Annotated in this window: 21 protein-coding genes; 7 read left to right on the top strand and 14 right to left on the bottom strand. The window is 71.9% G+C overall.

Annotated elements, in window-relative coordinates:
- Nucleotides 1–83 precede the first annotated feature (83 nt).
- Nucleotides 84–1,496 carry an FGGY family carbohydrate kinase gene (locus ACFYPH_RS26580; RefSeq protein WP_354863198.1) on the bottom strand — a complete coding sequence of 471 codons (1,413 nt, stop codon included), beginning with the start codon at nucleotides 1,494–1,496 and terminating at the stop codon, nucleotides 84–86.
- 270 nt (nucleotides 1,497–1,766) lie between these two features.
- Between ACFYPH_RS26580 and ACFYPH_RS26575 the strand changes: the two genes are divergently transcribed.
- Entirely contained in the window at nucleotides 1,767–3,698 is a 1,932-nt protein-coding gene (locus ACFYPH_RS26575) for an anthranilate synthase family protein (protein ID WP_355066822.1), read from the top strand.
- Nucleotides 3,699–3,811: 113 nt separating this feature from the next.
- Here the strand turns inward: ACFYPH_RS26575 and wrbA are convergent, their stop codons facing one another.
- The 4 genes from wrbA to ACFYPH_RS26555 form a co-directional block, all read right to left on the bottom strand.
- Complete coding sequence (wrbA, locus tag ACFYPH_RS26570) at nucleotides 3,812–4,429, bottom strand: NAD(P)H:quinone oxidoreductase (protein ID WP_354860967.1); 618 nt, start codon at nucleotides 4,427–4,429, stop codon at nucleotides 3,812–3,814.
- 286 nt (nucleotides 4,430–4,715) lie between these two features.
- Nucleotides 4,716–5,084: a DUF3037 domain-containing protein gene (locus ACFYPH_RS26565; protein WP_354860965.1), complete on the bottom strand. Its 369-nt coding sequence runs from the start codon at nucleotides 5,082–5,084 to the stop codon at nucleotides 4,716–4,718.
- Nucleotides 5,081–5,839, bottom strand: a complete 759-nt coding sequence (locus ACFYPH_RS26560; RefSeq protein WP_354860964.1) for a HipA family kinase — start codon at nucleotides 5,837–5,839, stop codon at nucleotides 5,081–5,083. The genes ACFYPH_RS26565 and ACFYPH_RS26560 overlap by 4 nt, the downstream gene beginning before the upstream one ends.
- A gap of 76 nt (nucleotides 5,840–5,915) precedes the next feature.
- Entirely contained in the window at nucleotides 5,916–6,308 is a 393-nt protein-coding gene (locus ACFYPH_RS26555) for a hypothetical protein (protein WP_354860962.1), read from the bottom strand.
- Between the two features lie 134 nt (nucleotides 6,309–6,442).
- Between ACFYPH_RS26555 and ACFYPH_RS26550 the strand changes: the two genes are divergently transcribed.
- On the top strand, nucleotides 6,443–7,564 hold the full coding sequence (locus ACFYPH_RS26550) for a winged helix DNA-binding domain-containing protein (RefSeq protein WP_354860961.1): 1,122 nt from the start codon (nucleotides 6,443–6,445) through the stop codon (nucleotides 7,562–7,564).
- Here the strand turns inward: ACFYPH_RS26550 and malQ are convergent.
- From malQ to ACFYPH_RS26520, 6 genes are all read right to left on the bottom strand, one after another.
- Entirely contained in the window at nucleotides 7,546–9,570 is a 2,025-nt protein-coding gene (gene malQ, locus ACFYPH_RS26545; protein ID WP_354860959.1) for a 4-alpha-glucanotransferase, read from the bottom strand. The genes ACFYPH_RS26550 and malQ overlap by 19 nt on opposite strands.
- Nucleotides 9,571–9,743: 173 nt before the next feature.
- On the bottom strand, nucleotides 9,744–10,952 hold the full coding sequence (locus ACFYPH_RS26540; protein WP_354860957.1) for a sn-glycerol-3-phosphate ABC transporter ATP-binding protein UgpC: 1,209 nt from the start codon (nucleotides 10,950–10,952) through the stop codon (nucleotides 9,744–9,746).
- 10 nt (nucleotides 10,953–10,962) lie between these two features.
- Entirely contained in the window at nucleotides 10,963–11,799 is an 837-nt protein-coding gene (locus ACFYPH_RS26535) for a carbohydrate ABC transporter permease (protein WP_354860955.1), read from the bottom strand.
- Between the two features lies 1 nt (nucleotide 11,800).
- Nucleotides 11,801–12,781, bottom strand: coding sequence for a sugar ABC transporter permease (locus tag ACFYPH_RS26530; protein WP_354860953.1), 981 nt, complete (start codon nucleotides 12,779–12,781; stop codon nucleotides 11,801–11,803).
- Nucleotides 12,778–14,067 (bottom strand): ABC transporter substrate-binding protein, encoded by a 1,290-nt coding sequence (locus tag ACFYPH_RS26525; RefSeq protein ID WP_354860952.1) that lies wholly within the window; start codon nucleotides 14,065–14,067, stop codon nucleotides 12,778–12,780. Before ACFYPH_RS26525 ends, ACFYPH_RS26530 begins: the two co-directional genes overlap by 4 nt.
- A gap of 194 nt (nucleotides 14,068–14,261) precedes the next feature.
- Nucleotides 14,262–14,516 carry a flavin reductase gene (locus ACFYPH_RS26520; protein ID WP_354860951.1) on the bottom strand — a complete coding sequence of 85 codons (255 nt, stop codon included), beginning with the start codon at nucleotides 14,514–14,516 and terminating at the stop codon, nucleotides 14,262–14,264.
- Nucleotides 14,517–14,795: 279 nt separating this feature from the next.
- On the opposite strand from ACFYPH_RS26520, the gene ACFYPH_RS26515 reads away from it, so the two are divergent.
- The 5 genes from ACFYPH_RS26515 to ACFYPH_RS26495 all read left to right on the top strand — a co-directional run bounded on the left by ACFYPH_RS26515 (nucleotide 14,796) and on the right by ACFYPH_RS26495 (nucleotide 17,142).
- Entirely contained in the window at nucleotides 14,796–15,596 is an 801-nt protein-coding gene (locus ACFYPH_RS26515) for a helix-turn-helix domain-containing protein (RefSeq protein WP_387185502.1), read from the top strand.
- On the top strand, nucleotides 15,584–15,772 hold the full coding sequence (locus ACFYPH_RS26510; RefSeq protein ID WP_387185499.1) for a DUF397 domain-containing protein: 189 nt from the start codon (nucleotides 15,584–15,586) through the stop codon (nucleotides 15,770–15,772). Before ACFYPH_RS26515 ends, ACFYPH_RS26510 begins: the two co-directional genes overlap by 13 nt.
- A complete protein-coding gene (locus ACFYPH_RS26505; protein WP_387185579.1) occupies nucleotides 15,736–16,161 on the top strand; it encodes a VOC family protein in 426 nt (141 codons plus the stop codon). The genes ACFYPH_RS26510 and ACFYPH_RS26505 overlap by 37 nt, the downstream gene beginning before the upstream one ends.
- 185 nt (nucleotides 16,162–16,346) lie before the next feature.
- Nucleotides 16,347–16,778 (top strand): hypothetical protein, encoded by a 432-nt coding sequence (locus ACFYPH_RS26500; protein WP_234589839.1) that lies wholly within the window; start codon nucleotides 16,347–16,349, stop codon nucleotides 16,776–16,778.
- A gap of 46 nt (nucleotides 16,779–16,824) precedes the next feature.
- A complete protein-coding gene (locus ACFYPH_RS26495) occupies nucleotides 16,825–17,142 on the top strand; it encodes a hypothetical protein (protein WP_354860947.1) in 318 nt (105 codons plus the stop codon).
- A gap of 366 nt (nucleotides 17,143–17,508) precedes the next feature.
- On the opposite strand, the gene ACFYPH_RS26490 is transcribed toward ACFYPH_RS26495, so the two are convergent.
- The 3 genes from ACFYPH_RS26490 to ACFYPH_RS26480 form a co-directional block, all read right to left on the bottom strand.
- Complete coding sequence (locus ACFYPH_RS26490; RefSeq protein ID WP_387185495.1) at nucleotides 17,509–18,219, bottom strand: HAD family hydrolase; 711 nt, start codon at nucleotides 18,217–18,219, stop codon at nucleotides 17,509–17,511.
- A 41-nt stretch (nucleotides 18,220–18,260) separates the two neighbouring features.
- Nucleotides 18,261–18,881 (bottom strand): TetR/AcrR family transcriptional regulator, encoded by a 621-nt coding sequence (locus ACFYPH_RS26485; RefSeq protein ID WP_387185492.1) that lies wholly within the window; start codon nucleotides 18,879–18,881, stop codon nucleotides 18,261–18,263.
- A 243-nt stretch (nucleotides 18,882–19,124) separates the two neighbouring features.
- The gene (locus tag ACFYPH_RS26480) at nucleotides 19,125–21,833 is read right to left on the bottom strand and encodes a glucosidase (RefSeq protein ID WP_355139412.1); all 2,709 of its coding nucleotides are present in this window, start codon (nucleotides 21,831–21,833) and stop codon (nucleotides 19,125–19,127) included.
- Nucleotides 21,834–21,874 lie beyond the last annotated feature (41 nt).

The following is a 21,874-nucleotide window of genomic DNA, read 5'->3' as shown; positions in this document are numbered from 1 at the left end:
TGCCGCGTCCACCGCGACCCGGGGAGCGCAGTCCATCCAACCAGGCTCGGTAGCGCTGTCAACGGCCCGGGCAGGGCGAAAGTTCAGGAAGGATACTGCGGGTGGGATCGTCCTGTCGTGGTCGGTAAGACCAGCTCATCCGTCTGGCCGATGTCGGCGAGCTCGGCCGCCGCACCAAAGCGGCCCAGCGCGACCAACGCGGCGCCGGTGGCACCGATCTCCGGGTTGCGTTGGTGCGACACCGGTCGCGGCGCGAGCGCGGCGGCGAACGCCTGCCGCCACCACACCGAGGCGGCCACCGCGCCGCCACCCAGCACCACCCCGACCGGTTTGTCGACCGTGGACTCCAGCACCGCGAGATCGTCGGCGACCAGCTCGCACAGCCCCTGCATCAACCCGGCCAGGATGTCCACCGCCGTGGTGCTGAAGCTCAGGCCGCGCAGCTCGCCCGAGCCGGCCGGCGCCAACCCGGGCGGCCGGTCGCCCCCGAAACGGGGGTCGGTCGGCCGGCCGCCGCCCGCCGGCACCAACGCCAGCGCCGCGTCCAGCTCATCCCCGTGGGGCAGTCGCAGCTCCCTGTTCGCCCAGGCGAACAGGTTGCCACCGCTGGAGTACGCCGCCCCGGTCACCACGTGGTCGTGGTCGACCCGGTAGCGCCAGAGTCGTTCGGGCAGTCGTGGTAGCGGCTCTCCGGCCGGGATCCGCTGCATCAGGCGTACGGCCGCGGAGGTGCCCACCGTGACCGCGGCCCGGCTCGGGTCGGCGCAGCCCGAGCCGACGTTCGACGCCCCGCCGTCACCCACCGGCGGCGCCCACCGGGCCTCGGCCAGCTGCGGCCAGCGGCGGGCGCGGTCGGGCCGGAGCCGGCCGTGCCAGTCCAGCTCACCCAGGGTCGGCAGGTCGCGCGGTCGCGCACCGGCCAGCGTCAACGCCTCCTCATCCCAGCGCAGGCTGCTCAGATCGAGCAGGCCGGTGCCGGAGGCCTGGGAGACCGACATGGGCGCCGCCTGCAGCAGCTCGCCCAGCACGTATTCCGGCAGGCCGACGAACCGGGCGATCGGCGTGCCGGACTGTTCCCGCAGCCAGGGCAGGCGCACCGACCAGTAGGAGCGGTGCCACCAGCAGCCGGTGCGCTGGTGGAAGGCGTCCGGGTCGGCCGGGCCGGACGTGTCGCCGACCGGCGCGGGCCGGGTGTCCAACCAGGTGACGACCGGGCCCAGCGGAGTGCCGTCGCGGTCCAGCGGAAGCACCGAGTGCCACTGCGCGGAGGTCGCCACCAGGTCGACGTCGTGCAGGTGCCCCGCCTCGGCCAGCTCGTCCAGGCACTCGATGAGACAGGCGAGGTAGTCGGGGCCGGAGAGCGTGCCGGTGCCGTCGTCACCGAGGGCGAGGTTGACCTTCCGCCGGGCCAGGGCGCCGGGCAGCGGCTGGGTCTCCCCGTCCAGCACCAGCCCCCGTACGGAGGAGGTGCCCAGGTCGAGCGCGAGAATGTTCATCGCCGGTCAAGTTACCCGGTGCCGGCCGCGCGGGAACGGAGGTCCGGCCGGGCACACCGGTACGCCCGAAGGGGTCCCGAGCCGGCCCGCGGCCGCGTAAGGTGGACCGCATGCTCGCGCACCCAACCTCCTGGTGGCCCGCCGACCCGGCGGCCACCCCCCGCGCGTAGCTCCATCCACGCGGCCGCCACGAGGCGGCCGCCGGATCTCCCGGCCCGGATGGCCGCCACCGCTGGCGGCGCCCGGCCCACGGAGACCACGATGACCAGCCTGACCCACCTGACCGACCTGCTCGCCGCCATCTCCCGTGGCGACGACCCCGGCCCGTTCGCGCTGTTGCGCCGCGAGGGCGCCGACGAGCTGGAACTGTTCACCGGCGTCGTCGCCACCGTCGACCGCCTGGCGGACATCCCGCTGTCGCCGGGTGCGCCCGGGGCGCGGACGCTGGCCCTGGTGCCGTTCCGGCAGATCGCCGAGCGTGGCTTCGCCTGCGTCGACGACGACGCCCCGCTGGAGTGCCTCCAGGTCCGCGAGCACCGGCGGATCCCCCTGGCCGAGGCCCTGGCCGCGCTGCCCGACCAGCCGGTCCGCACCCGCGACGCCGCGTTCGACGTCAGCGACGAGGAGTACGCGCGGATCGTGCAGCGGGTGCTCACCGAGGAGATCGGCCGCGGCGAGGGCGCGAACTTCGTCATCCACCGCACCCTGCACGCCAGCGTGCAGGGCGCCCCGCTGGTGGCGGCGCTGGCCGCGCTGCGCCGGCTGCTGGTCGCCGAGCGCGGCGCCTACTGGACGTTCGTGGTGCACACCGACACCCGGACCCTGGTCGGCGCCAGCCCGGAACGACACGTCAGCGTCGACGACGGGCTCGTGATGATGAACCCGATCAGCGGCACCTTCCGGCCCGGCGGCGACGCCCCGGACCGGGAAGCGCTGCTGCGGTTCCTCGCCGACCCGAAGGAGGTCGAGGAGCTCTACATGGTGCTCGACGAGGAGCTGAAGATGATGGCGACCGTCGCCGAGCACGGCGGCCAGGTCATCGGCCCGTACCTCAAGGAGATGTCCCACCTGGCGCACACCGAGTACCTGCTCGCCGGGCGGGGCACCCGCGACGTGCGGGAGGTGCTGCGGGAGACGATGTTCGCGCCCACCGTGACGGGCAGCCCGATGGAGAACGCCTGCCGGGTGATCGCCCGGCACGAGCGCCGGGGCCGGGGCTACTACGCGGGCGTGCTGGCCCTGCTCGGTCACGACGACGCCGGTCGCCAGACGCTGGACGCGCCGATCCTGATCCGTACCGCCGAGATCTCCCCCACCGGCCGGCTGCGGGTGCCGGTCGGCGCGACCCTGGTCCGGCATTCCACGGCGGCCGGCGAGGTGGCCGAGACGCACGCCAAGGCCGCCGGAGTGCTGGCCGCGCTCGGTCTCGGCCCGGCGGCGCCCGCCGGCGACCGCGGGCCGGTCGTGCGGCTGGCCGACGACCCGGCGGTACGCGACGCGCTCGCCGCGCGGAACACGCCGCTGGCCCGGTTCTGGCTGGACCAGCGGGCGCCGGACGCGCCGGGGCTGCCCGGGTTGGTCGGTCTGCGGGCACTGATCGTGGACGCCGAGGACACCTTCACCGGCATGTTGGCGCACCAACTGGGCGCGTTGGGTCTCGCGGTCACCCTGCGGCCGTGGCACGCAGGTGGCCCGGTCGACGAGTACGACCTGGTGGTGGCCGGGCCCGGGCCGGGCGACCCGGGCAGCTCGGACGACCCGAAGATGGCCGCGTTGCGCAAGCTGCTGGACGGGCTGCTGGCGACCGGCCGGCCCACCCTCGCGGTCTGCCTGGGGCACCAGGTGCTGGCCGGGTTGCTGGGGCTGCCCCTGCACCGCCGCGACGCGCCCTATCAGGGGTTGCAACGGGAGGTCGCCCTGTTCGGCCGGGCCCGCCGGGTCGGCTTCTACTCCTCGTTCACCGCGCGGGCCGAGGCGGACCGGCTGCACACCGCGTACGGGACGGTGGAGCTGGCCCGGGACGCGCGCGACGGGTCCGTGCACGCCCTGCGCGGGCAGGGTTTCGCCGGGGTGCAGTTCCACCCGGAGTCGGTGCTCAGCCCGGACGGGCTGACCGTGCTGACCGAGTTGCTGGCCGATCTGTTGCCGGCGCCACGCCCGGCCCGGCAGGCATCGCCGACCGGCCCGGCCCACCAGGCGTAGCCGACCGGCCGCGTCCGCTCGGCATAGCCACCGCCCCCGTGGGGTAGGGCTGGTGCGACCGGTGGTGCGAGCGGGCCGAGAGCCCCCGCCCGCGCCACCGGTCGCACCATCTGTCAGCCGCCCATGCCCTGCTTGAGCGCGGCGCCGATCTGCACCGCCCGGCGGGCGGTGAGGGCGCAGGCGCCCAGCGCCACCGCGTCCGGGGCGATCTCCCCGTTGTTGCTGGTGTGCGAGGCGCCGTACGGGTTGCCGGCGATGAACTGGCTGGAGTCGGTGTAGCCGGGGGGCACCACGACACCACCCCAGTGGTAGAAGACGTTGAAGAGCGAGGTCAGGGTGGTCTCCTGCCCTCCGTGCGAGGTCGCCGTCGAGGTGAAGCCCGCGTAGACCTTGTTGGCCAACGCGCCCTGCGCCCACAGCGGACCGGTGGTGTCGATGAACTGCTTCAGCTGGGCGGCGATCATGCCGTACCGGGTGGGGGATCCGAAGATCGCCACGTCGGCCCAGGCCAGGTCGTCGATCATCGCCTCGGGCACGTCCTGGGTCTCCAGGTGGTGCGCCTGCCAGCCGGAGTTGGAGCGGATCGCCTCGTCCGGCGCCAGCTCCCGCACCTTGCGCAGGCGCACGTCGGCGCCGGCCTCCCCGGCGGCCTCGCACGTGGCCTGCGCCATCTGGTACGTGATGCCGGTGGCGCTGTAATAGATCACCGCTACCTTGGTCTGGGCAGCCATCAGATTGTCCCCTTCTCGTCTCGGGTCAGCTCCCGCGACTACCCCCCAGGTGCGGTGACAAACGACGCCGACAGCGGCCTTCCGGTCGTCCGGGCTCAAGTTTTCCGCAAGTTCCCGGTCGTTGCGGCCCGGCCGCCCGCGCGGGCGGCCATCCTGATGCCATCGGTGCCGGCGCGATCCTGCCGCCGGATGGCACCGGGCGCCTGAACGGGGGATCGCGCTCCGCTGGCAACGACGCTGGCGCAGCGCGATCAGGGGCTCTTCCCGAACCTCCCGGCCGGTGCGCTCAGTGGACCAGCGCCGCCATCAGCCGGTCCAACTCGCCGGCCGGGTCAGCGGTGAGACCGGTGTGCACCGGGCCCGCCTGGATCATCGTGCTGCGGGGCGCGGCCAGCCAGTGGAACCGCTCACCGAGCCGCATCCGGGTCGCCGGCCCGTCACCGGAGCAGGTCCGGTCCAGGGAGTCGAGCACCGCGGCCACGGCCGGCAGATCGACGTCGGATGCCAGCGCGCGGACCCGGTCGGCGTCCAGGTGCGTCCGCGCGGCCAGGAAGTCGCGCTGCTGGCAGTAGAGCAGCACCCCGACGTTGATCTGCTCGCCGCGCTCGATGCGGGGCACCAGCCGGATGAGGGCGTACTCGAAGGGATGCCTCACGCCACGCTCCCCGCCGGTAGCCAGTCCGTCGGGCGGGCGACCCGCCGCGACAGGTGCGCCACGTACGCCTCCCGCGCCGCGTCGGCCGAGTCGAAGTCGGCGGCGGTCAGCCACTGGGCCGGCACCAGCGCCAGCACCTCCCGCAGCAGCTCCGGGGTGACCCGGGGCGCCAGCTCCGCGTCGGCCTCGGCCAGCCGCGACGCGTACGGCTCCAGCACGTGATCGTCCGCGCGGTAGGCCCGGTGCACGGCGGCGTCGGCGCGCGGCCAGTTGTGGTGGAAGTACAGCGCGGCGCCGTGGTCGATGAGCCACAGCTCCCGGTGCCAGACCAGCAGGTTCGGGTTGCGCCAGCTCCGGTCGACGTTCTCCACGTACGCGTCGAACCAGAGCACCCGGGACGCCAGCACGGCATCGACCGGGTGTGCGACCGGGTCGAAGCCGAGCGCTCCCGGGAGGAAGTCCATCCCCAGGTTGGCGCCGCCGCTGTTGCGCAGCAGCTCCTGCACCTCCTGGTCGGGCTCGGCCCGCCCGATCACCGGGTCGATGTCGAGCACCACCAGCGGCGGCACCCGCAACTCCAGCCGGCGGGCCAGCTCACCGCAGATCACCTCGGCGATGAGCGCCTTGGGCCCCTGCCCGGCGCCGGAGAACTTCGCCACGTACGTGCCGAGGTCGTCGGCCTCCACGACGCCCGGCAGCGAGCCACCCTCGCGCAGCGGCGTGACGTAGCGGATGGCGTTGACCTGGCGGAGCACGTCGCCCACCCTACTGGGGCCCGGGTCGCGACCCGCCCCGCGTCGTCGAACGTGCTCCCCGTCGGGGCGGCCCGCGTCAGTCGAGCTTGTCGCGCAGCTTGTTGACCTGCGTCTGGAGGCGGTCCACCGCGTTCTCGTTGTTGACGAAGGTGGTGATGCCCGCGGCGAGGCCGAGGCCGATCAGCACCGCCAGGATGCTCAGCACCAGACCGCCGATCGACACCCCGCGGCCGGTCACCCCGGGTCGTTGCGCCATCTTGAGCCCGACGATGCCGAGGATGATTCCGATGATGCCGAGCACCAGCCCCAGCCACGCGAGGATGGCGGTCAACACGCTGAACAGGCCGGCGACGCCGAACACCAGAGCGAAGGTGGCGGCCGCACTGGTCTTCGCGTTGGCTTCCCCCCGGTGGCTCCGAGACCCGGCCGGTACGCCGGCACCCCGGGCCGGCTCGCTTGCGGCAGTCATGAGACTCCCCTCCGTACGCGCGGCTCGCGTACTTCCGGGGGGCCGCCTTCCCGCTGCTCAGGTGGTTATGCACACGAGGCACTGTCGGCCGGGTGCCCTACCCTGACGCAGCCACCTCCGGGAAAGGGAGTCCGATGACCACGGAACTCACCGCGTCCGAGGCGCTCGGTCTGCGGATGACGAGCCTCCTGCTGCGACCGCACCCGAGCATCCGGCCCGGCGCGGTGGCCGAGGTGGTCGAGTGGTTCGGCGCGATGCAGGCGCAGGATCTGGCGAGCGGGCTGTGGTCGCTGGGCGCCCGGTTGCCGGGGTGGACCAGGTCCGACGTGCAGGCGGCGCTGGAGCGCCGCGAAGCTCTGCGCACCTGGCCGATGCGGGGCACCGTGCACCTCGTTCCTCCCGCCGACACCCGCTGGATGCTGGAGCTGACCGGCGTCCGCTCGCTGGCCGGCGCCGCGACCCGTCGAACGCAACTCGGGCTCACCGAGGCCGACGCGGACCGGGCGCTGGACGTGCTCGGCGCCGCGCTGGTCGGCGGGCGCCGGCTCACGCGGGCGGAGTGCCTGGCGGCCCTTCGCGCGGCGGGCCTGTCGACGGACGGCCAGCGCGGCTACCACCTGCTCTGGTACGCGAGTGTGCGCGGGGTGACCTGCGTGGCGCCGAACGTCGGCACAGATCAGACCTTCGCCCTGCTCGACGAGTGGGCGCCGGAGCAACGCCACCTGGATCGGGACGAGGCGTTGGCCCTGCTCGCCCACCGCTACGTCCGCGGGCACGGGCCGGTCACCGCCCGCGAGTTCGCCGGTTGGAGCGGCCTCACCCTGACCGACGCGCGGCGCGGCCTGGCAGCCGCCGGCGAACTGCTGAGCACGGTGCTCGTCGACGGCGAGCCGATGCACGTGGACGCGGCGCTGTGTGACACGGCGTTGGCCGGTGCGCGCGCGCCGCAGGCCGACGTGCTGGCGCTGCCCGGCTTCGACGAGTACCTGCTCGGCTACCGGGACCGCACGCTGATGCTCGACCCCGCGCACCAGGCGGCCGTGGTGCCCGGCAACAACGGCATCTTCCAGGCGACCGTGGTCCGCGCCGGCCGGGTGGTGGGCGTCTGGAAGCGCACGCTCGGCCGGGCCGCCGTCACCGTGGCGATCCGGCCGCTGACGACGCTGGACGCCGGCGAGCGAGCCCGGGTGGAGCAGGCCCTGGGGCGGTACGCCGACTTCCTCGGGCTGCCCGCCCGCTACGACTGGTCGGCCTGAGGGCTGCTCGTCTCGGACCGGCGCGGGGCGGTCGATCGGGGACGCGCGGCGGTGAGGAGGTCGACGACCCGCGTCACCCTCGGGTCGGCGCGGATCTGCGCCACGGTCGCCGGCAGCGGCAGCCGCCAGTTCGGATACTCGTCGACCGTGCCCGGCATGTTGGGCTGGCGCACCTCACCCAGCACGTCGTAGAGGGAGACGCCGAGCAGTCGGGTGGGGCTGGCCGCGAGCGCCGCGTGCATTGCCACCACCACGTCGTCGTCGGGTGGGCCCGGCTCGCCGCCGGGCGTCGACCCCGGGTCGGCCGGCTCGGGCAGCAGCGCCTCGTCGCGCAGCATCGCCAGCAGCCGCTCGCGGTCGGCGGCGGCCCGGGCGCGCTCGACCGCCACGTCGGTGCCGAGCAACTTCAACTCGTCGCGGACACGGACGTGCTCCCCGGTCAGGAAGCCCGGCGCGGTGGGCAGGTCGTGGGTGGAGATGCTGGCCAGCGCGTTACGCGGCCAGCGGGCCGGCGGGACGAAGGTGCCGTCGTCGTCCCGGGCGAACCACAGCACGGTCGAGCCGAGCATGTTGCGCCCCCGCAGACCCCGGGTCACGGCGGGTTGGACCGTGCCGAGATCCTCGCCGACCACCACCGCGCCGGCCCGGTGGGCCTCCAGCGCGAGGATGCCGAGCATCGCCTCGGCGTCGTATCGGACGTAGGTGCCCTCGGCGGCGCTGGCGCCCGGCGGCACCCACCACAGCCGCCACAGCCCTGCGACGTGGTCGACCCGTAGGCCGCCCGCGTGCCGCAGGGTCCGCCGCAGCATGTCCCGGTACGCCGCGTACCCGGTCTCGGCGAGCCGGTCCGGCCGCCATGCGGCGAGGCCCCAGTCCTGGCCGAGCTGGTTGAAGTCGTCCGGTGGGGCGCCGACCCGCACCCCCTGGGCCAGGACATCGGCGAGCTGCCAGCCGTCCGCGCCGCCCGGGTCGATGCCGACGGCCAGGTCGTGCACCACGCCGACCGGCATCCCGGCCGCCCGGGCCGCCGCGGTGACGGCGTCGAGCTGCTCGTCGCACAGGTGTTGCAGCCAGGCGTGGAAGGCCACCCGGTCGGCGAGCTGCCGACGCTGCTCGGCGACCGCCGGGGCGTCCGGGTGGTGCAGCTCCGCCGGCCAGGCACGCCAGTCGTTGCCGTGCCGCTCCGCCAGCGCGCACCAGGTGGCGAAGCTGGCCAGCGCCGGGTCCGCGGCCAGGTCGACCGGCTGGGCGTACGGGTGCAGCAGCTCCAGGGCGTGCCGCTTGGCGCTCCACACCTCGTCGTAGTCGATCAGGTCGCCGCGGTCAGGGCGCAGCGCGTCCACCACCGCCCGGGTCGCCGGGTCTGCCGCGGCGTACGCGGCGGTGTCACTGACGCGCAGGTAGAGCGGGTTGACGAAGCGCCGACTGGCGGGTGAGTACGGTGAGGCGGCCACCGGGTGCGCGGGTCCCACCGCGTGCAGCGGGTTGAGCAGCACCAGCCCCGCGCCCGTGGCACCGGCCCAGCCGGTGAACTCGGCCAGGTCGCCGAGGTCGCCCATGCCCCAGGAGCGTTCCGAGGTGAGCGCGTAGAGCTGGAGCATCCAACCCCAGGTGCGCGGCGGCACGGGCAGCCGACGGGGCACCACCACGAGCGTCGTCTCGCGGCCGGCGCAGCCCAACCGGTGCCAGCCCAGCGGCAGGTCCTCCGGCAACTCGCCGTCGACGTCGCGGCGGCCGCCGTCCTCCAGGGTCACCACGCCCGGGCCGGGCAGCGCCCGGGTTGTGCCCTGGGTCAGCACCACCGTCGCCGGCAACGCGGTCGAATCGACCGCGCGGGCGGCGGCGAGCGCGTCGGCCACGGCGGCTGGGCTGGTGGCGTCCACGCCGAGCAGGCCGAGCACGCCCACGACGCTCTCTGGTGCGACCTCGACTCGACGGTGCCGCCAGTCCTCGTACCAGGTGGACACGCCGTACGCCTTGGCCAGCGCGGCCAGTCGTCGGTCCATCCCGCCCCCCGCCTCACGATGCGACCTTCGACCACCTTGCCACGCCCACCCGCCGACCGCAGCGCACCCTGCCCCCGCCGATCCTGCAGTTCCTGTCGCGGCACAGGGGACATTCGACCCAGGTCGACAACGGAGACTGCAAGATCGGCGGGACTGGCGGCGGGGTCGGGCCGTCAGTCGGCGAGCGCGCCGGCCGACCTGCCCTCGTGCAGAGTGAGGTTGCGGCCGTTGGTCGGGTCGAACAGGTGGATCTTCTCCAGGTTGAACCAGACGCGGCGGGACTGTCCCTCCGCGACCGGAGACTCGGCCGACAACCGGGTGACCAGGTTGCCACCGGTGCCGGCGAAGTCGCCCCCGCCCGCGTCGGCGGCCAGCTCCTCCAACTCGGCGGCGCTGGCCCGCTCCCCCTCCACCGTGAAGTAGACGTACTTGTCCGAGCCCATCGACTCGACGATCTCCACGGGCGCCTCGAACTCCAGACCCCGGCGACGGGTGTCCTCGTCGACCAGCTCGGCGTCCTCGAAGTGCTCGGGGCGTACGCCGAGGATCAGCTCGCGGGGCGCGTCGGCCGCCTCCAACTCGCGGCGGACCCGGTCGCCGAGCGGCACCTCGCCCAGCGCGGTGTGCAGGCTGCCGTCCTGCACGGCGGCGTGCAGGAAGTTCATCGACGGGGAGCCGATGAAGCCGGCCACGAAGAGGTTGCGGGGGTGGTCGTACAGCTCCTGCGGAGGCCCGACCTGCTGGATCGCGCCACCCCGCATGATGACCACCCGGTCGCCGAGGGTCATCGCCTCGGTCTGGTCGTGGGTGACGTAGACGGTCGTGGTGCCGAGCTGCTTCTGCAACCGGGACACCACCGTGCGCATCTGCACGCGCAGCTTCGCGTCCAGGTTGGACAGCGGCTCGTCCATCAGGAACGCCTTGGGCTGGCGGACGATCGCCCGGCCCATCGCCACCCGCTGACGCTGCCCACCGGAGAGGTTGGCCGGCTTGCGGTCCAGCAGCGGCACCAGCTCCAGCACCTTGGCCGCCTCGTCGACCTTGGCGTTGATGGTCTCCCGGTCCAGCTTGGCCAGCCGCAGCGGGAACGCCATGTTCTCCCGCACCGTCATGTTCGGATACAGCGCGTAGGACTGGAACACCATCGCGATGTCCCGGTCCCGGGGGGCCTTGTCGTTGACCCGCTGGCCGCCGATGCGCAGCTCGCCGGAGCTGATGTCCTCCAGCCCGGCGATCATGTTGAGGGTGGTGGACTTGCCGCAGCCCGAGGGGCCGACCAGGATCACGAACTCGCCATCGGCGATCTCCAGGTCGACGTCCTGCACGGCGACGGTCCCGTCCGGGAAACTCTTGCTCACCTTGTCGAGCACGATGTCAGCCATGACTACTCACCTATCCCTTGACTGCGCCGGAGGTCAGGCCGGACACGATGCGGCGCTGGAAGAAGAGGACGAACAGGATGATCGGTACGGTGATCACCACGGCGGCGGCGCAGATCGCCCCGGTGGGGTCCTCGAACTGCGACGCGCCGGTGAAGAACGACAGCGCGGCCGGCACCGTGCGGGACCGCTCGGTGGAGGTCAGCGAGATGGCGAACAGGAAGTCGTTCCAGCAGAAGATGAAGACCAGGATCGCCGTGGTGAACAGGCCGGGCGCGGCCAGTGGCGCGATCACCCGCCGGAACGCCTGTGCCTGGGTGGCGCCGTCCATCTTCGCCGCCTTCTCCAGGTCCCAGGGGATCTGCTTGAAGAACGCCGACAGCGTGTAGATCGCCAGCGGCAGCGCGAAGGTGATGTACGGCAGGATCAGTCCCGGCCAGGTGTCGAAGATCTTGAGCTGACGCTCGATCTCGAACAGGGGCGACACGAGGGACACCTGCGGGAACATCGCGATCAGCAGGGAGACCCCGACCAGCAACCCCTTGCCGGGGAAGTCCAGCCGGCTGATCGCGTACGCGGCCATCGCGCCGAGCACCACCGCGATGAGCGTGGCGATCAGGGCGATGCCGATGGAGTTGATCAGCGCGCGGACGAACTGGTCGGTGTCGAAGATCGTCCGGTAGTTGTCCAGCGTCCACTCCCGGGGGATGAAGTTCCCGTCGGTGAGGGTGGCCGGCGTCTTGAACGACAGCGAGGCGATCCACAGCACCGGGACCATCGCGAAGACGACCACGAGGACGTCGAGCAGACCCCAGCGCACCTTCGCCCGGGTGGTGGTTTCGACAGCCATGTCAGCGCCTCTCCCCGTCGTCGCTGCCGGGGGCAGCGGTGCCGAACAGCTTCACGAAGACGAACGCGATGATCGCCACGGTGATGAAGATGAGCACCGACATCGTCGAGCCGATGCCGAGGTTGAGACCCCGGATCAGGTTGTTGTAGGCGAGCATCGACACCGACGAGGTCTCGTTGCCGCCGGCCGTCAACACGAAGATGTTGTCGAAGACCCGGAACGCGTCCAGGGTGCGGAACAGCAGCGCGACCAGGATCGCCGGCTTCATCACCGGCAGCATCACCTTGGTGAACTTCTGCCAGGCGGTCGCCCCGTCGGTGGAGGCGGCCTTGAGCAGGTCCTCCGGGACCAGCGCCAGCCCCGCCATCAGCAGCAGCGCCATGAACGGCGTGGTCTTCCAGATCTCCGCCAGCATGATGATCGCCAGCGAGCTGGCCCGCTCGGTGAGCGGCGCACCGTCGCTGAACACGTCCGCCAGGTAGCCGGTGCCGGGCGTCCAGGCGTACCGCCAGGAGAACGCGGCGACCACCGTGACGATCCCGTACGGGATGAGCGCCGAGGTCCGCACCAGGCCGCGCCCGACAAGCGTACGGTGCATGATCAGCGCCAGCCCCATGCCGAGCACCAGCTCGACGGCCACGGTGACCACCGTGATCAGCGTGGTCACCCCGAACGCCGTCCACCAGAACTCGTTGGTGAGCACGGTGACGTAGTTCTCCAGCCCGATGAACTCACGCTGGTCGGGAAAGCGCAGGTCGTAGCGCTGCAACGACAGCCAGACCGAGTAGATGATCGGGTACGCGGTCACCGCGACCATCACCAGCGCGGCGGGCGCGCAGAGCAGCCAACCGAGTCGCCGTTCGGCCTTCTTGTTCTCACTCAACGGCGGCCGGCGACGACCGCCCCGCTGGGTGGGGACGGTGGTGGCCCGTTCCGCCTCGGCGCTCACCTGCGCGCCGGCCGGCGTGGCGTTGACACTCACGGCAGGACCCCCTTGGACTGGAGGGCGTCGGCGATGGCGCCGCGCAGCTCATCGGCCGTCTGTTGCGGACGGATCGCCGACGGCGGCGACAGGATCGCCGACATGACGGTCGAGATGCTCTGGTAGGCCGGGGTCAGCGGACGGGTCGCCGGTTCCTTCAGCTCTTCGAGGATGGTGTCCTTCATGGGGTACGCCTCGGTCATCTCCGGCTCGTCGAAGACCGCCTCGATGGTCGGTGGCACGCCGTCGTTGATGGCGGAGAACTTCTGGTGCTCCGGGCTGCGCAGACACCGGGCCGCCTCGAACGACTGCTCCGGGTGCCGGGAGTAGGAGCTGACCGCCAGGTTCACGCCGCCGATGGTGACCTTGCTGGGGGTGTTCTCGTCGATGCCGGGCACCCGCGCCCAGCCGACCTGCTTGGCCAGCTCCGGGTTGGCCTCCTGCAACGCCGGATAGACGAACGGCCAGTTCACCTGGAACGCGCCCGAGCCGGACTGGAACTCCAGCCGGACCGGGTCCTCGGTGGCGTTGCTGAACGACGGCGAGGTCACGCCCGACGTGGCGAACCGCTGCAACTGCTCCAGCGCCCGGACCGTGCCGTCGTCCATCACGGCCTTCTTGCCGTCGTCGGAGAGGACCTTTCCGCCGGCGCTCTCGGCCAGGGTGTTGTAGAGGACGACCAGGCCCTCGTACTGGGCGCCCATGGTGAGCACCTGGTACGGCTTGCCCTGGTCCTTGAGCTGCTGGGCGGCCGTGATCATCTGGTCCCAGGTGGTCGGCGGCTGCGGCACCAGGTCCTTGCGGTACCAGAGCAGTTGGACGTTGGTGTTCTTCGGCGCGGCGTAGAGCTTGTCCTCGTAGCGGGCAGTGTCCAGCGGCCCGGCAAGGGTGCCCTGCTCGACGTCGGACTTCTCCTGGCCGGTCCACTCGCGGATCCAGTCGGCGCTGGCGAACTCCTGGGTCCAGGTGACGTCCAGGCCGAGCACGTCCATCCCGCTGTCCTCGGCGGCCAGCCGGCGCACCATCTGCACCCGCTGGTCGTCGGCCTGACGGGGCAGCACCCGGTAAACGATCTTGTATCGTCCCTGGGCCTGCGCGTTGCAGTCGTCGACCACCTTCTGCAGGTTCTGCTCCGGCGGGTAGTACAGGTTGATCGTCGGCGTACCGCCGCCACCGTCGTCGGCGCCGCACGCGGCCAGCGGCGCGACCAGCGCCAGCGCGGCGGCCGCGGCGCCAAGCCGGGCAGCCGGCCGACGCCGGTGTCGAGCCGTTTCGGGGTCCGTCATCGCTCTCCCCCTCTCTTCGGCGAGAAACCGGGGAGGGGCATCCGTGCCCCGGCGCACGGCGAGACCTTTCCGGGCCGATGAGCTGCGGAAATGACCAGGCCCGGATGCTCCGTGCGGCTACACTGCCCCACTCCCCGCGCCGCGAAACCTGCCCGCAACGGGCAAGACGAGCACCCCGCCCCGACCGACAAGCGTCAGCCCCGGGCTCGCGCCCAGGAGAGGAAGCGTTCGGTCATCCGTGTCGGCGGGTGGTCCGGGTGGAGTTGGGTGAGCTGGTGGGTCGCCTCGTTCATCAGGGTGCCGAGGTAGATCAGCAGACCCGTCCGGTCGGTCCGGTACTCCGTCAACAGGGTGAGCTTGGCCGGTTGGCAGGGCCACTCCCGGCCGCAATTGCGGCACCGCCACAGCGGACGCATGGCGACATGCGGGGTGGGCGGACGAACCACCATCACCACCACCGTGTCTCGTCGTGGTGGTCTGTCGGGCTCAGCACATCGGCCTCCTCGCGCATGGGGAAGGGGCCGCTCCCGCAAGGGGGGAACGGGAGCGACCCCCGGGGGCAGAGCCCGCCACCGCCGTTGCGGCCACCAGCGAACCCGCCATTGGTGACAGTCTGCGATGACTCGACTACCTTCGATACGCGCTCGCGCCATCCGCGCAGCTCATGGACTCAGGCGAGCGGTCGGGACCGACACGCCGATGCGGGTTGGGCAGAGATTGGGGAATTGATGGGGACCGTCACCGACTACGTGCTGGAGGAACTGCGGCTACTCCGGGCGGAGACAGGGCTCAGCCAGGACGACTTCGGCCGAGCCATCGGCTACTCGGGCTCGCACGTCAGCTCCGTCGAGACGGGCGGGCGACCGCCCACGAAGGAGTACATGCGAGCGGTCGACAACCACCACCGGACCGGCGAGCGCTTCCAGCGGATGCTGGAGCGGTTGGGCCGGCTCGACGCCGAACCGGCCTGGCTGCGCGAATGGATCGAGTTCGAGCGGGAGGCGACCACGCTGCGCTGGTTCGAGTTGGCGTACGTGCCGGGCCTGCTCCAGACCGAGCGGTACGCCCGCGCCACGTTGGCCGGCGGCCGGTTCGACGCCGAGGACGTCGACCGCATCGTCGCGTCACGGCTGGAGCGGCAGGCGATCCTGCGACGCCCGCGCCCGCCGCAGCTCATCACCGTGCTGGACGAAGCGGTGTTGCGCCGGCCGGTGCTCGACCAGCCGGGCCTCATGCTCGAACAGTGCGAGCACCTGGTGGAGTTGGCGGCCCAGGAGCACATCCAGGTGCACGTCGTCCCGGTGGACGCGGGGATGTACCTGGGGATGGGTGGCCAGTTCATCATCGCCGAGATGCCGGACGGCGAACGGGTGACCTACGCCGACAACCAGCTCACCGCGCAGATCGTCGACACGTCGACCGACGTCGCTAAGCTGGCGAAGACGTGGGAGATCGTTCGCAACGAGGCCCTCCCCCGCCGGCAGTCAATCGAGCTGATCAAGGAAGTGACGAAGTCATGGATGCCCTGACTCCACGCTGGCGCAAGTCGACCCGGTCCGGCGGCAACGGCGGTGCCTGCGTCGAGGTCGCCGACAACCTGCCGTACGTCGTGCTGGTGCGCGACACCAAGGACCGCGACGGCGGGACCCTGCGTGTCACCCCGAATGCCTGGAAGGCATTCATCGGTTACGCCAAACAGCGCTGACCACGCACTCTCCCGGGCCAACGCGCCGCAAGATCCGCACAACATCCCGGAAACTGCTGCTTCGGGGCCGCTGGAGGCAGCAACATCACCGAAACTGCGCGGATCTTGCAGCCCGCCAGCTCGCCGACGCGGGCGGCGACGACACCCGCGTCGACCCCCGCTCCGCGCGATCGGACGCCGAGTCGATCTGGGTGAACCAGGTGCCCGAGCCTCGGGTCGGCGAGACACGCGTACACCTGGATCCGCGGCTGGCGGGGGCGGAGCCGGCGCCGCTGCTCGCGGCCGGCGCCCGGCTGGTCCGCGAACCCGACCGCGAGGTTGGCTGGTGGGTGCTGGCCGACCCGGAGGGCAACGAGTTCTGCGCCTTTCCGCCACGCACCACCGGGTGAACGACCCACTACCCAGCGCGGGCGGCGTCGACTAGCGTTTCCGTAGCGCCGCAGCCAGCGCGTTCGCCGCCGACGTCGACACGCCTCCGGCCGGCCCAGCCTGCCCGATCGGTTGGTTATCGCGGGAACGTCCCACCGCCGCTGCACCGGTTCGGCAGGATCGTCCCAATGAGGGAGGTGCCGTCGTGCAGGACACCCGCGCTCTCGCCCTGACCTTCGAGGTGAGCGGCCTGCCACCGGTCAAGACCGAAGCGTTGTCCATCTTCGCCGCCGGACACCGGCAGGCGACGAGGGTCCGCACCCTGCTCCAGGCCGCCTTGGGCGCGGCCCAGCGCACCGGCTGGACGCCGTTGCCCGGGCCGATCGAGGTGGACCTGGTTCTGCGCTGCCCGCCCGGGCACCGGACATCCGACGCCAGCACCCTGCTCGGCGGCGTCTGCGCGGTGCTGCAGGACAAGAAGCGGGTCTCCACCATCGGCCTGGCGCACCTCGGCGTCCTGGTGGATGTCGCCCTCTACGACGACGACCGGCAGATCCGCCGCTTGTCGTACCACGAGGAGCCGGCGGAGGACTTCTCGTACCAGGTGCGGGTAGCCGCCGTACCTTCCGGCGTTTGACCGACGGCCGCGGTGGGGTATCGCGGACGCCGACGAAGGGAGCACGATGTCGGAGCCACATGTCACGCTCGACCCGCGCGGGCTCGATCCCGTGCAGCAGAAGCTGCGCGGGCCGCTGGAGGACCAGCTGACCTCGGCTCTCCAGGCAGCCACCGACCGGATTCGCGCCGGCTACGCCGGCGAGCCGGTCGAGCAGGTGTGCCAGCGGTTGTTGGACGAGACCCGCTCCGGGTTGCATCCCGACATCGCGGCCGGGTTCAACCCGGACATGGACGAGTTCTGCCGGGTGGCGATCTCGATCGTCCGCGGCGGGTCCGACGAGCCGGACGCCCGCCCCACCGGCGACGGCCGGCACCGCGCCTAGCGGGCCGGCACCGATCGCAGTGGCCGGGTCAGGACCGGGTCCGCAACTACCCGGTCCTGACGTCCGGCCGTCCGACGGGGAGCGGACAGGTCCGGCACCCACCGCGCGCGTGGGCGCGGCACGACGCCACGCGGCCCGGCGGGGAGGTCCGGCCGCCCTGCACTCAGCTCCACGGTGCCCACCCGCCGGACACCGGTGCGCCCCCGGCACACCCCGAAAGGCCGTGAGCGCCGGCCCAGGTTAGGCGGATCCCGACGGGCCGGACAAGCGTTGCGGGACCGTCCGGGACGTGACTGATCTCAAGGGGAAAAAGCGGCATGTGCGCGTAACGCGACCATGATCTTCGACGCTGTTCGGGTTCGACGGTCAGAAGTGCCGAAGCAGGTCCCGGAAGGCGGCCAGTCGCAGCACGCCGGTGTCGGTCGGGTCCAGCTCGTCGTCCTCCAACACCCAGGTGTTCTCGTTCGGAATGAACACCGCGTTCAGCCCGGCCGCCCGCGCCGGGAGGATGTCGGACTTCGGGGAGTTATCGATCATCCACGCGTCGGCCGGCTCGAACCCGTGCTCGCGGATGAGCCACCGGTAGGTGTCGACGTTCTTCTCGGCGACGATGTGCGCCGCGCCGAAGTGGTGCAGCAGCCCGCAGGCATCCAGCTTGCGCTGCTGCTCCTCCCGTTCGCCCTTGGTCAGCAGCAGCAGTTCGTGCCGGCCGGCCAACTCGTCGAGCGCCTCAGCGACACCGGGCATCAGCTCCACCCGGTGCTCCACCAGCGCCAGGGCCAGCCGGTCGATCTCCTGGCGCTCGGCGTCGGTGGCCGGCCGTTCGCGCAGCCGCTCCAGGCACTCGGCGAGGCTGCGGAGGAAGACCTTGCTGCCGTACCCGTGCGCCACCGCGTTGGCCCGCTCGATGTCGTCGAGGATCGCCCGGGTCTCCGAACGGTCCAGGGTGGGGTGGTCGAGCCAGGCCAGGAAGTCGTCGATCACCCGCTCGAAGACGACGTTGTTCTCCCACAACGTGTCGTCCGCGTCGAAGATCAATACCTGTGCCCGTCGACGGGCCGCCTGGTCCGCGGTCATGCCGGCACCTCCTCGCGATCATGCTCGTGCGGACGCGAACTCTAGGGCATTCCGCCCCGGGCACTTAGCGAGTTCCCGTCCGCCGGGCAGGGCCACCACAGCAGCCTCTCGGTGATCATCGCCTCCCGCTCCTCCTGCGCCTCGGGGCGCAGCCGGCCGCCGCGGGTGAGCATCACGACGCCGTGCAGCAGGCTCCAGCCCACCTCGGCGAGGGTGTCCGGATCACGCCCCTGAGCCAGCGGGAGCAGGGCCGCCCGCAGCGCGGCGAAGACCGCCCGCGGCGCCGCCGGCACCCCGGCCGCGCCGAGGGCGAGGTCCGGGGTCAGCGCGAGCATCGCGTCGTAGACAGCTGGATTGGCGTACGCGAAGTCGAGGTACGCGGTCGCCATCACCGCCCAGGCCCGCTCCGGGAAGGGGTTGTCGGCGTGGGCGGCGGTCAGCGCGGCGGCCAGCTCGGCGAAGCCGTGCACCGCGACGGCGGCCAGCACCGCCTCCTGGTCGGCGAAATGCCGGTAGAGGTCGCCGACGTCCACGTTGGCCCGCTCGGCGAGTCGTCGGCCGTTCAGCCCCGTCCAACCCTCAGCCTCGGCCAGCTCGCGGGCGGCCGTGACGATGAGATGTCGCCGGTCCTCTTCGGTTGCCTCCTCGGCAGGTACGGACACGGGCCGAGCGTAACGACCAGCACTGTTCGTATCCGCCTCATGACAGATTGGTGACTGTTGCCTCCTCGGCAGATCGGCAGCCGAGGCCGCGCCGCACGAGTGAGCGCCGCTCCATGATCGTGCTCGATCCAGGATCGAGTCGCCTCACCACGCCACCGACACCACTACATCCTGGATCGAGCACGATCATGCGCGGTACGCAGGGCGCGGCGGGCGGGGCGCGGCGGGCGGGGCGGGGCGTCGTCAGCGGCGCAGGGTGAGGATCAGGTCGGCGATCAGGGCCGTCCAGCCGGTCTGATGCCAGGCGCCCAGGCCGGCGCCGTTGTCGCCGTGGAAGTACTCCGGGAAGGCGATCAGGTCGCGCCAGTCCGGGTGGGTCTGGAACATCTGAGCGGCGCCGTAGATCGGCCGTCGGCCCCAGTCGTCCTGGGTGAAGAGCGAGATCAGCCGGGCGGACAGGTCGTCGGCGATCTCGTCCAGCGAGCGTTTCACCCCGGAGCGGGTCGGATACTCCACCTGGAGGTCGTCGCCGAAGAACGCCGCGTAGTCGCGTAGTGCGCTGATCAGCAGGAAGTTCGTCGGCATCCAGATCGGCCCGCGCCAGTTCGAGTTGCCGCCGAACAGGCCGCTCGTCGACTCGGCCGGTTCGTAGCCGACGGAGAACTCCTGCCCGCCGAGGGTGACCGAGAACGGCTTGTCCAGGTGCGCGCGGGACAGCGTCCGCAGGCCGAAGTCGGAGAGGAACTCGTCGGGGTCGAGCATCCGGGCGAGCAGCCGGACCACCTGATCCTGGCCGACCATGGACAGCAGCCGCTGCTGGCGGCCGTCCGGGCCGAGCCGGCGGGTGCCGATCACCTGGGCGTACTCGGGGCGGTTGGTGAGGAACCAGCGCAGCCGCGCGCCCAGCTCCGGCAGCCGGTGCAGGGTCTTGGCGGTGAGGCGGGTGGTGGCGGCCAGCGGCAGCAGCCCGACCACCGAGCGGACCTTCAGCGGCACCTTCGTGCCGTCGGCGAGGCGCAGCACGTCGTAGAAGAAGGCGTCCTCGTCGTCCCACAGCCCCTGCTCGTACGCGGCGGCGGCGATGTAGAGGAAGTGCTCGAAGAACTTCGTGGCGGTGTCCACCCAGGTCCGGTCATGTTCGGCCAGCACGATGGCCATGTCGAGCAGGTTGAGGGCGTACATGGCCATCCAGCCGGTGCCGTCGGACTGCTCCAGCACGCCGGCCACCGGCAGCGCCGCCGAGCGGTCGAACGGCCCGACGTTGTCCAGCCCGAGGAAGCCGCCCTCGAAGACGTTGTTGCCGCCGGTGTCCTTGCGGTTGACCCACCAGGTGAAGTTGAGCAGCAGCTTGTGCATCACCCGGCCCAGGAACTCGAAGTCCTTGCCACCGTCGATCTCGAACACCTTGAGCGCCGCCCAGGCGTGCACCGGCGGGTTCACGTCCCCGAACGCCCACTCGTACGCCGGGATCTGCCCGTTGGGGTGCAGGTACCACTCGCGCAGCAGGAGCAGGATCTGCTCCTTGGCGAAGCCCGGGTCGACCCGGGCGATGCTCACGCAGTGGAAGGCCAGGTCCCACGCCGCGTACCAGGGATATTCCCAGGGGTCGGGCATGGAGATGACGTCGAAGCTGGTCATGTGCCACCAGGCGCTGTTGCGCCCGTGCCGGCGCCCGGCCGGCGGGGGCGACGAGCCCGGGTCGCCGTCCAGCCAGCGCTTGACGTCGAAGTGGTAGAACTGCTTGCCCCACATCAGCCCGGCGATGGCCTGCCGCGCCACCAGCGCCTCGTCCGCGGTCGCGGCCTCCGGGATCACGCCGGCGAAGAAGCGGTTCGCCTCGGCCCGCCGTGCCCACACCACGGCCTCGAAGCCGTCCCGGAGGTCGGCCGGGGGCGGCGGGGCGGCGGCCGGCGGCGACGCGGTACGGGTCAGCCGCAGTCGGATCTGGCGCTGACCGCCGGCCGGCACGTCGAGCACGTAGTGCAACGCGCCCTTGGTGCCCTCGCGGGCCGGGTTGACCGTGGGGGCGCCGTTGACCACGTGGTCGTTGATGCCGTCCTTCGGGTACGGCGAGCGGCCGGGCAGCCCCCACAGCCGCTCGGCGTTGGTGTCGTTGTCGCAGAGCAGCGGCACCGGGCCGCCGTCGCCCTCAAGCAGCAGTTGGCCGAGCACCCGGTGCTCACCGACCAGTCGGGTGCCGTCCCCGGTCAGCCGGGGGATCCGGTCGCCGCCGGGCAGTCCCCAGGCCCAGGTGTTGCGGAACCACAGGGTGGGCAGCACGTGCAGGGTCGCCGCCTCATCGCCCCGGTTGGCCACGGTCACCACCATGCACAGGTCGGTCGGTGACGCCTTGGCGTAGTCGACGGTCACCGCCCAGTACCGGTCGTCGTCGAAGATCCCGGTGTCCACCAGCTCGTACTCGGTGTCGTCCCGGCCGCGCAGCGCGTTCACCGCGACGAGCTCGTCGTACGGGAAGGCGGCCTGCGGGTAGTGGTAGCGCCAGCGCATCCAGGAGTGGGTGGGCGTGGAGTCCTCGTACCACCAGTACTCCTTGGCGTCCTCCCCGTGGTTGCCGCCGTCGCCGCCGAGGCCGAACATCCGCTCCTTGAGGATCGGGTCCTTGCCGTTCCACAGCGCCAGGGCGAAGGCGAAGGTCTGTCGGTCGTCGCAGACGCCGGCCATCCCGTCTTCATTCCAGCGGTAGGCTCTGGACCGCGCATGGTCGTGCGGGAAGTAGTCCCACGCCGTACCGTGCTCGCTGTAGTCCTCCCGTACCGTCCCCCACGCCCGTTCGGACAGATAGGGACCCCATGCACGCCAGTCCTGCTCCCCCGAGTCGGCCTGGGCGAGCCGGAGCCGCTCAGCGTCGGGTGGCGAGGCGTCGGAGGACGATCGGTCAGTGATCACGTGCACATCTTTGACGCCGCCGAGGTACTTCACCACAGCGGCCATTCTCGTCGTGGCGTGTTACACCTCGGCGGCGGTGGAGGAAA

This window comes from Micromonospora sp. NPDC005252, from assembly GCF_042872475.1.
GTDB lineage: Bacteria > Actinomycetota > Actinomycetes > Mycobacteriales > Micromonosporaceae > Micromonospora.
This window is presented reverse-complemented; position numbering and strand designations above follow the sequence as displayed.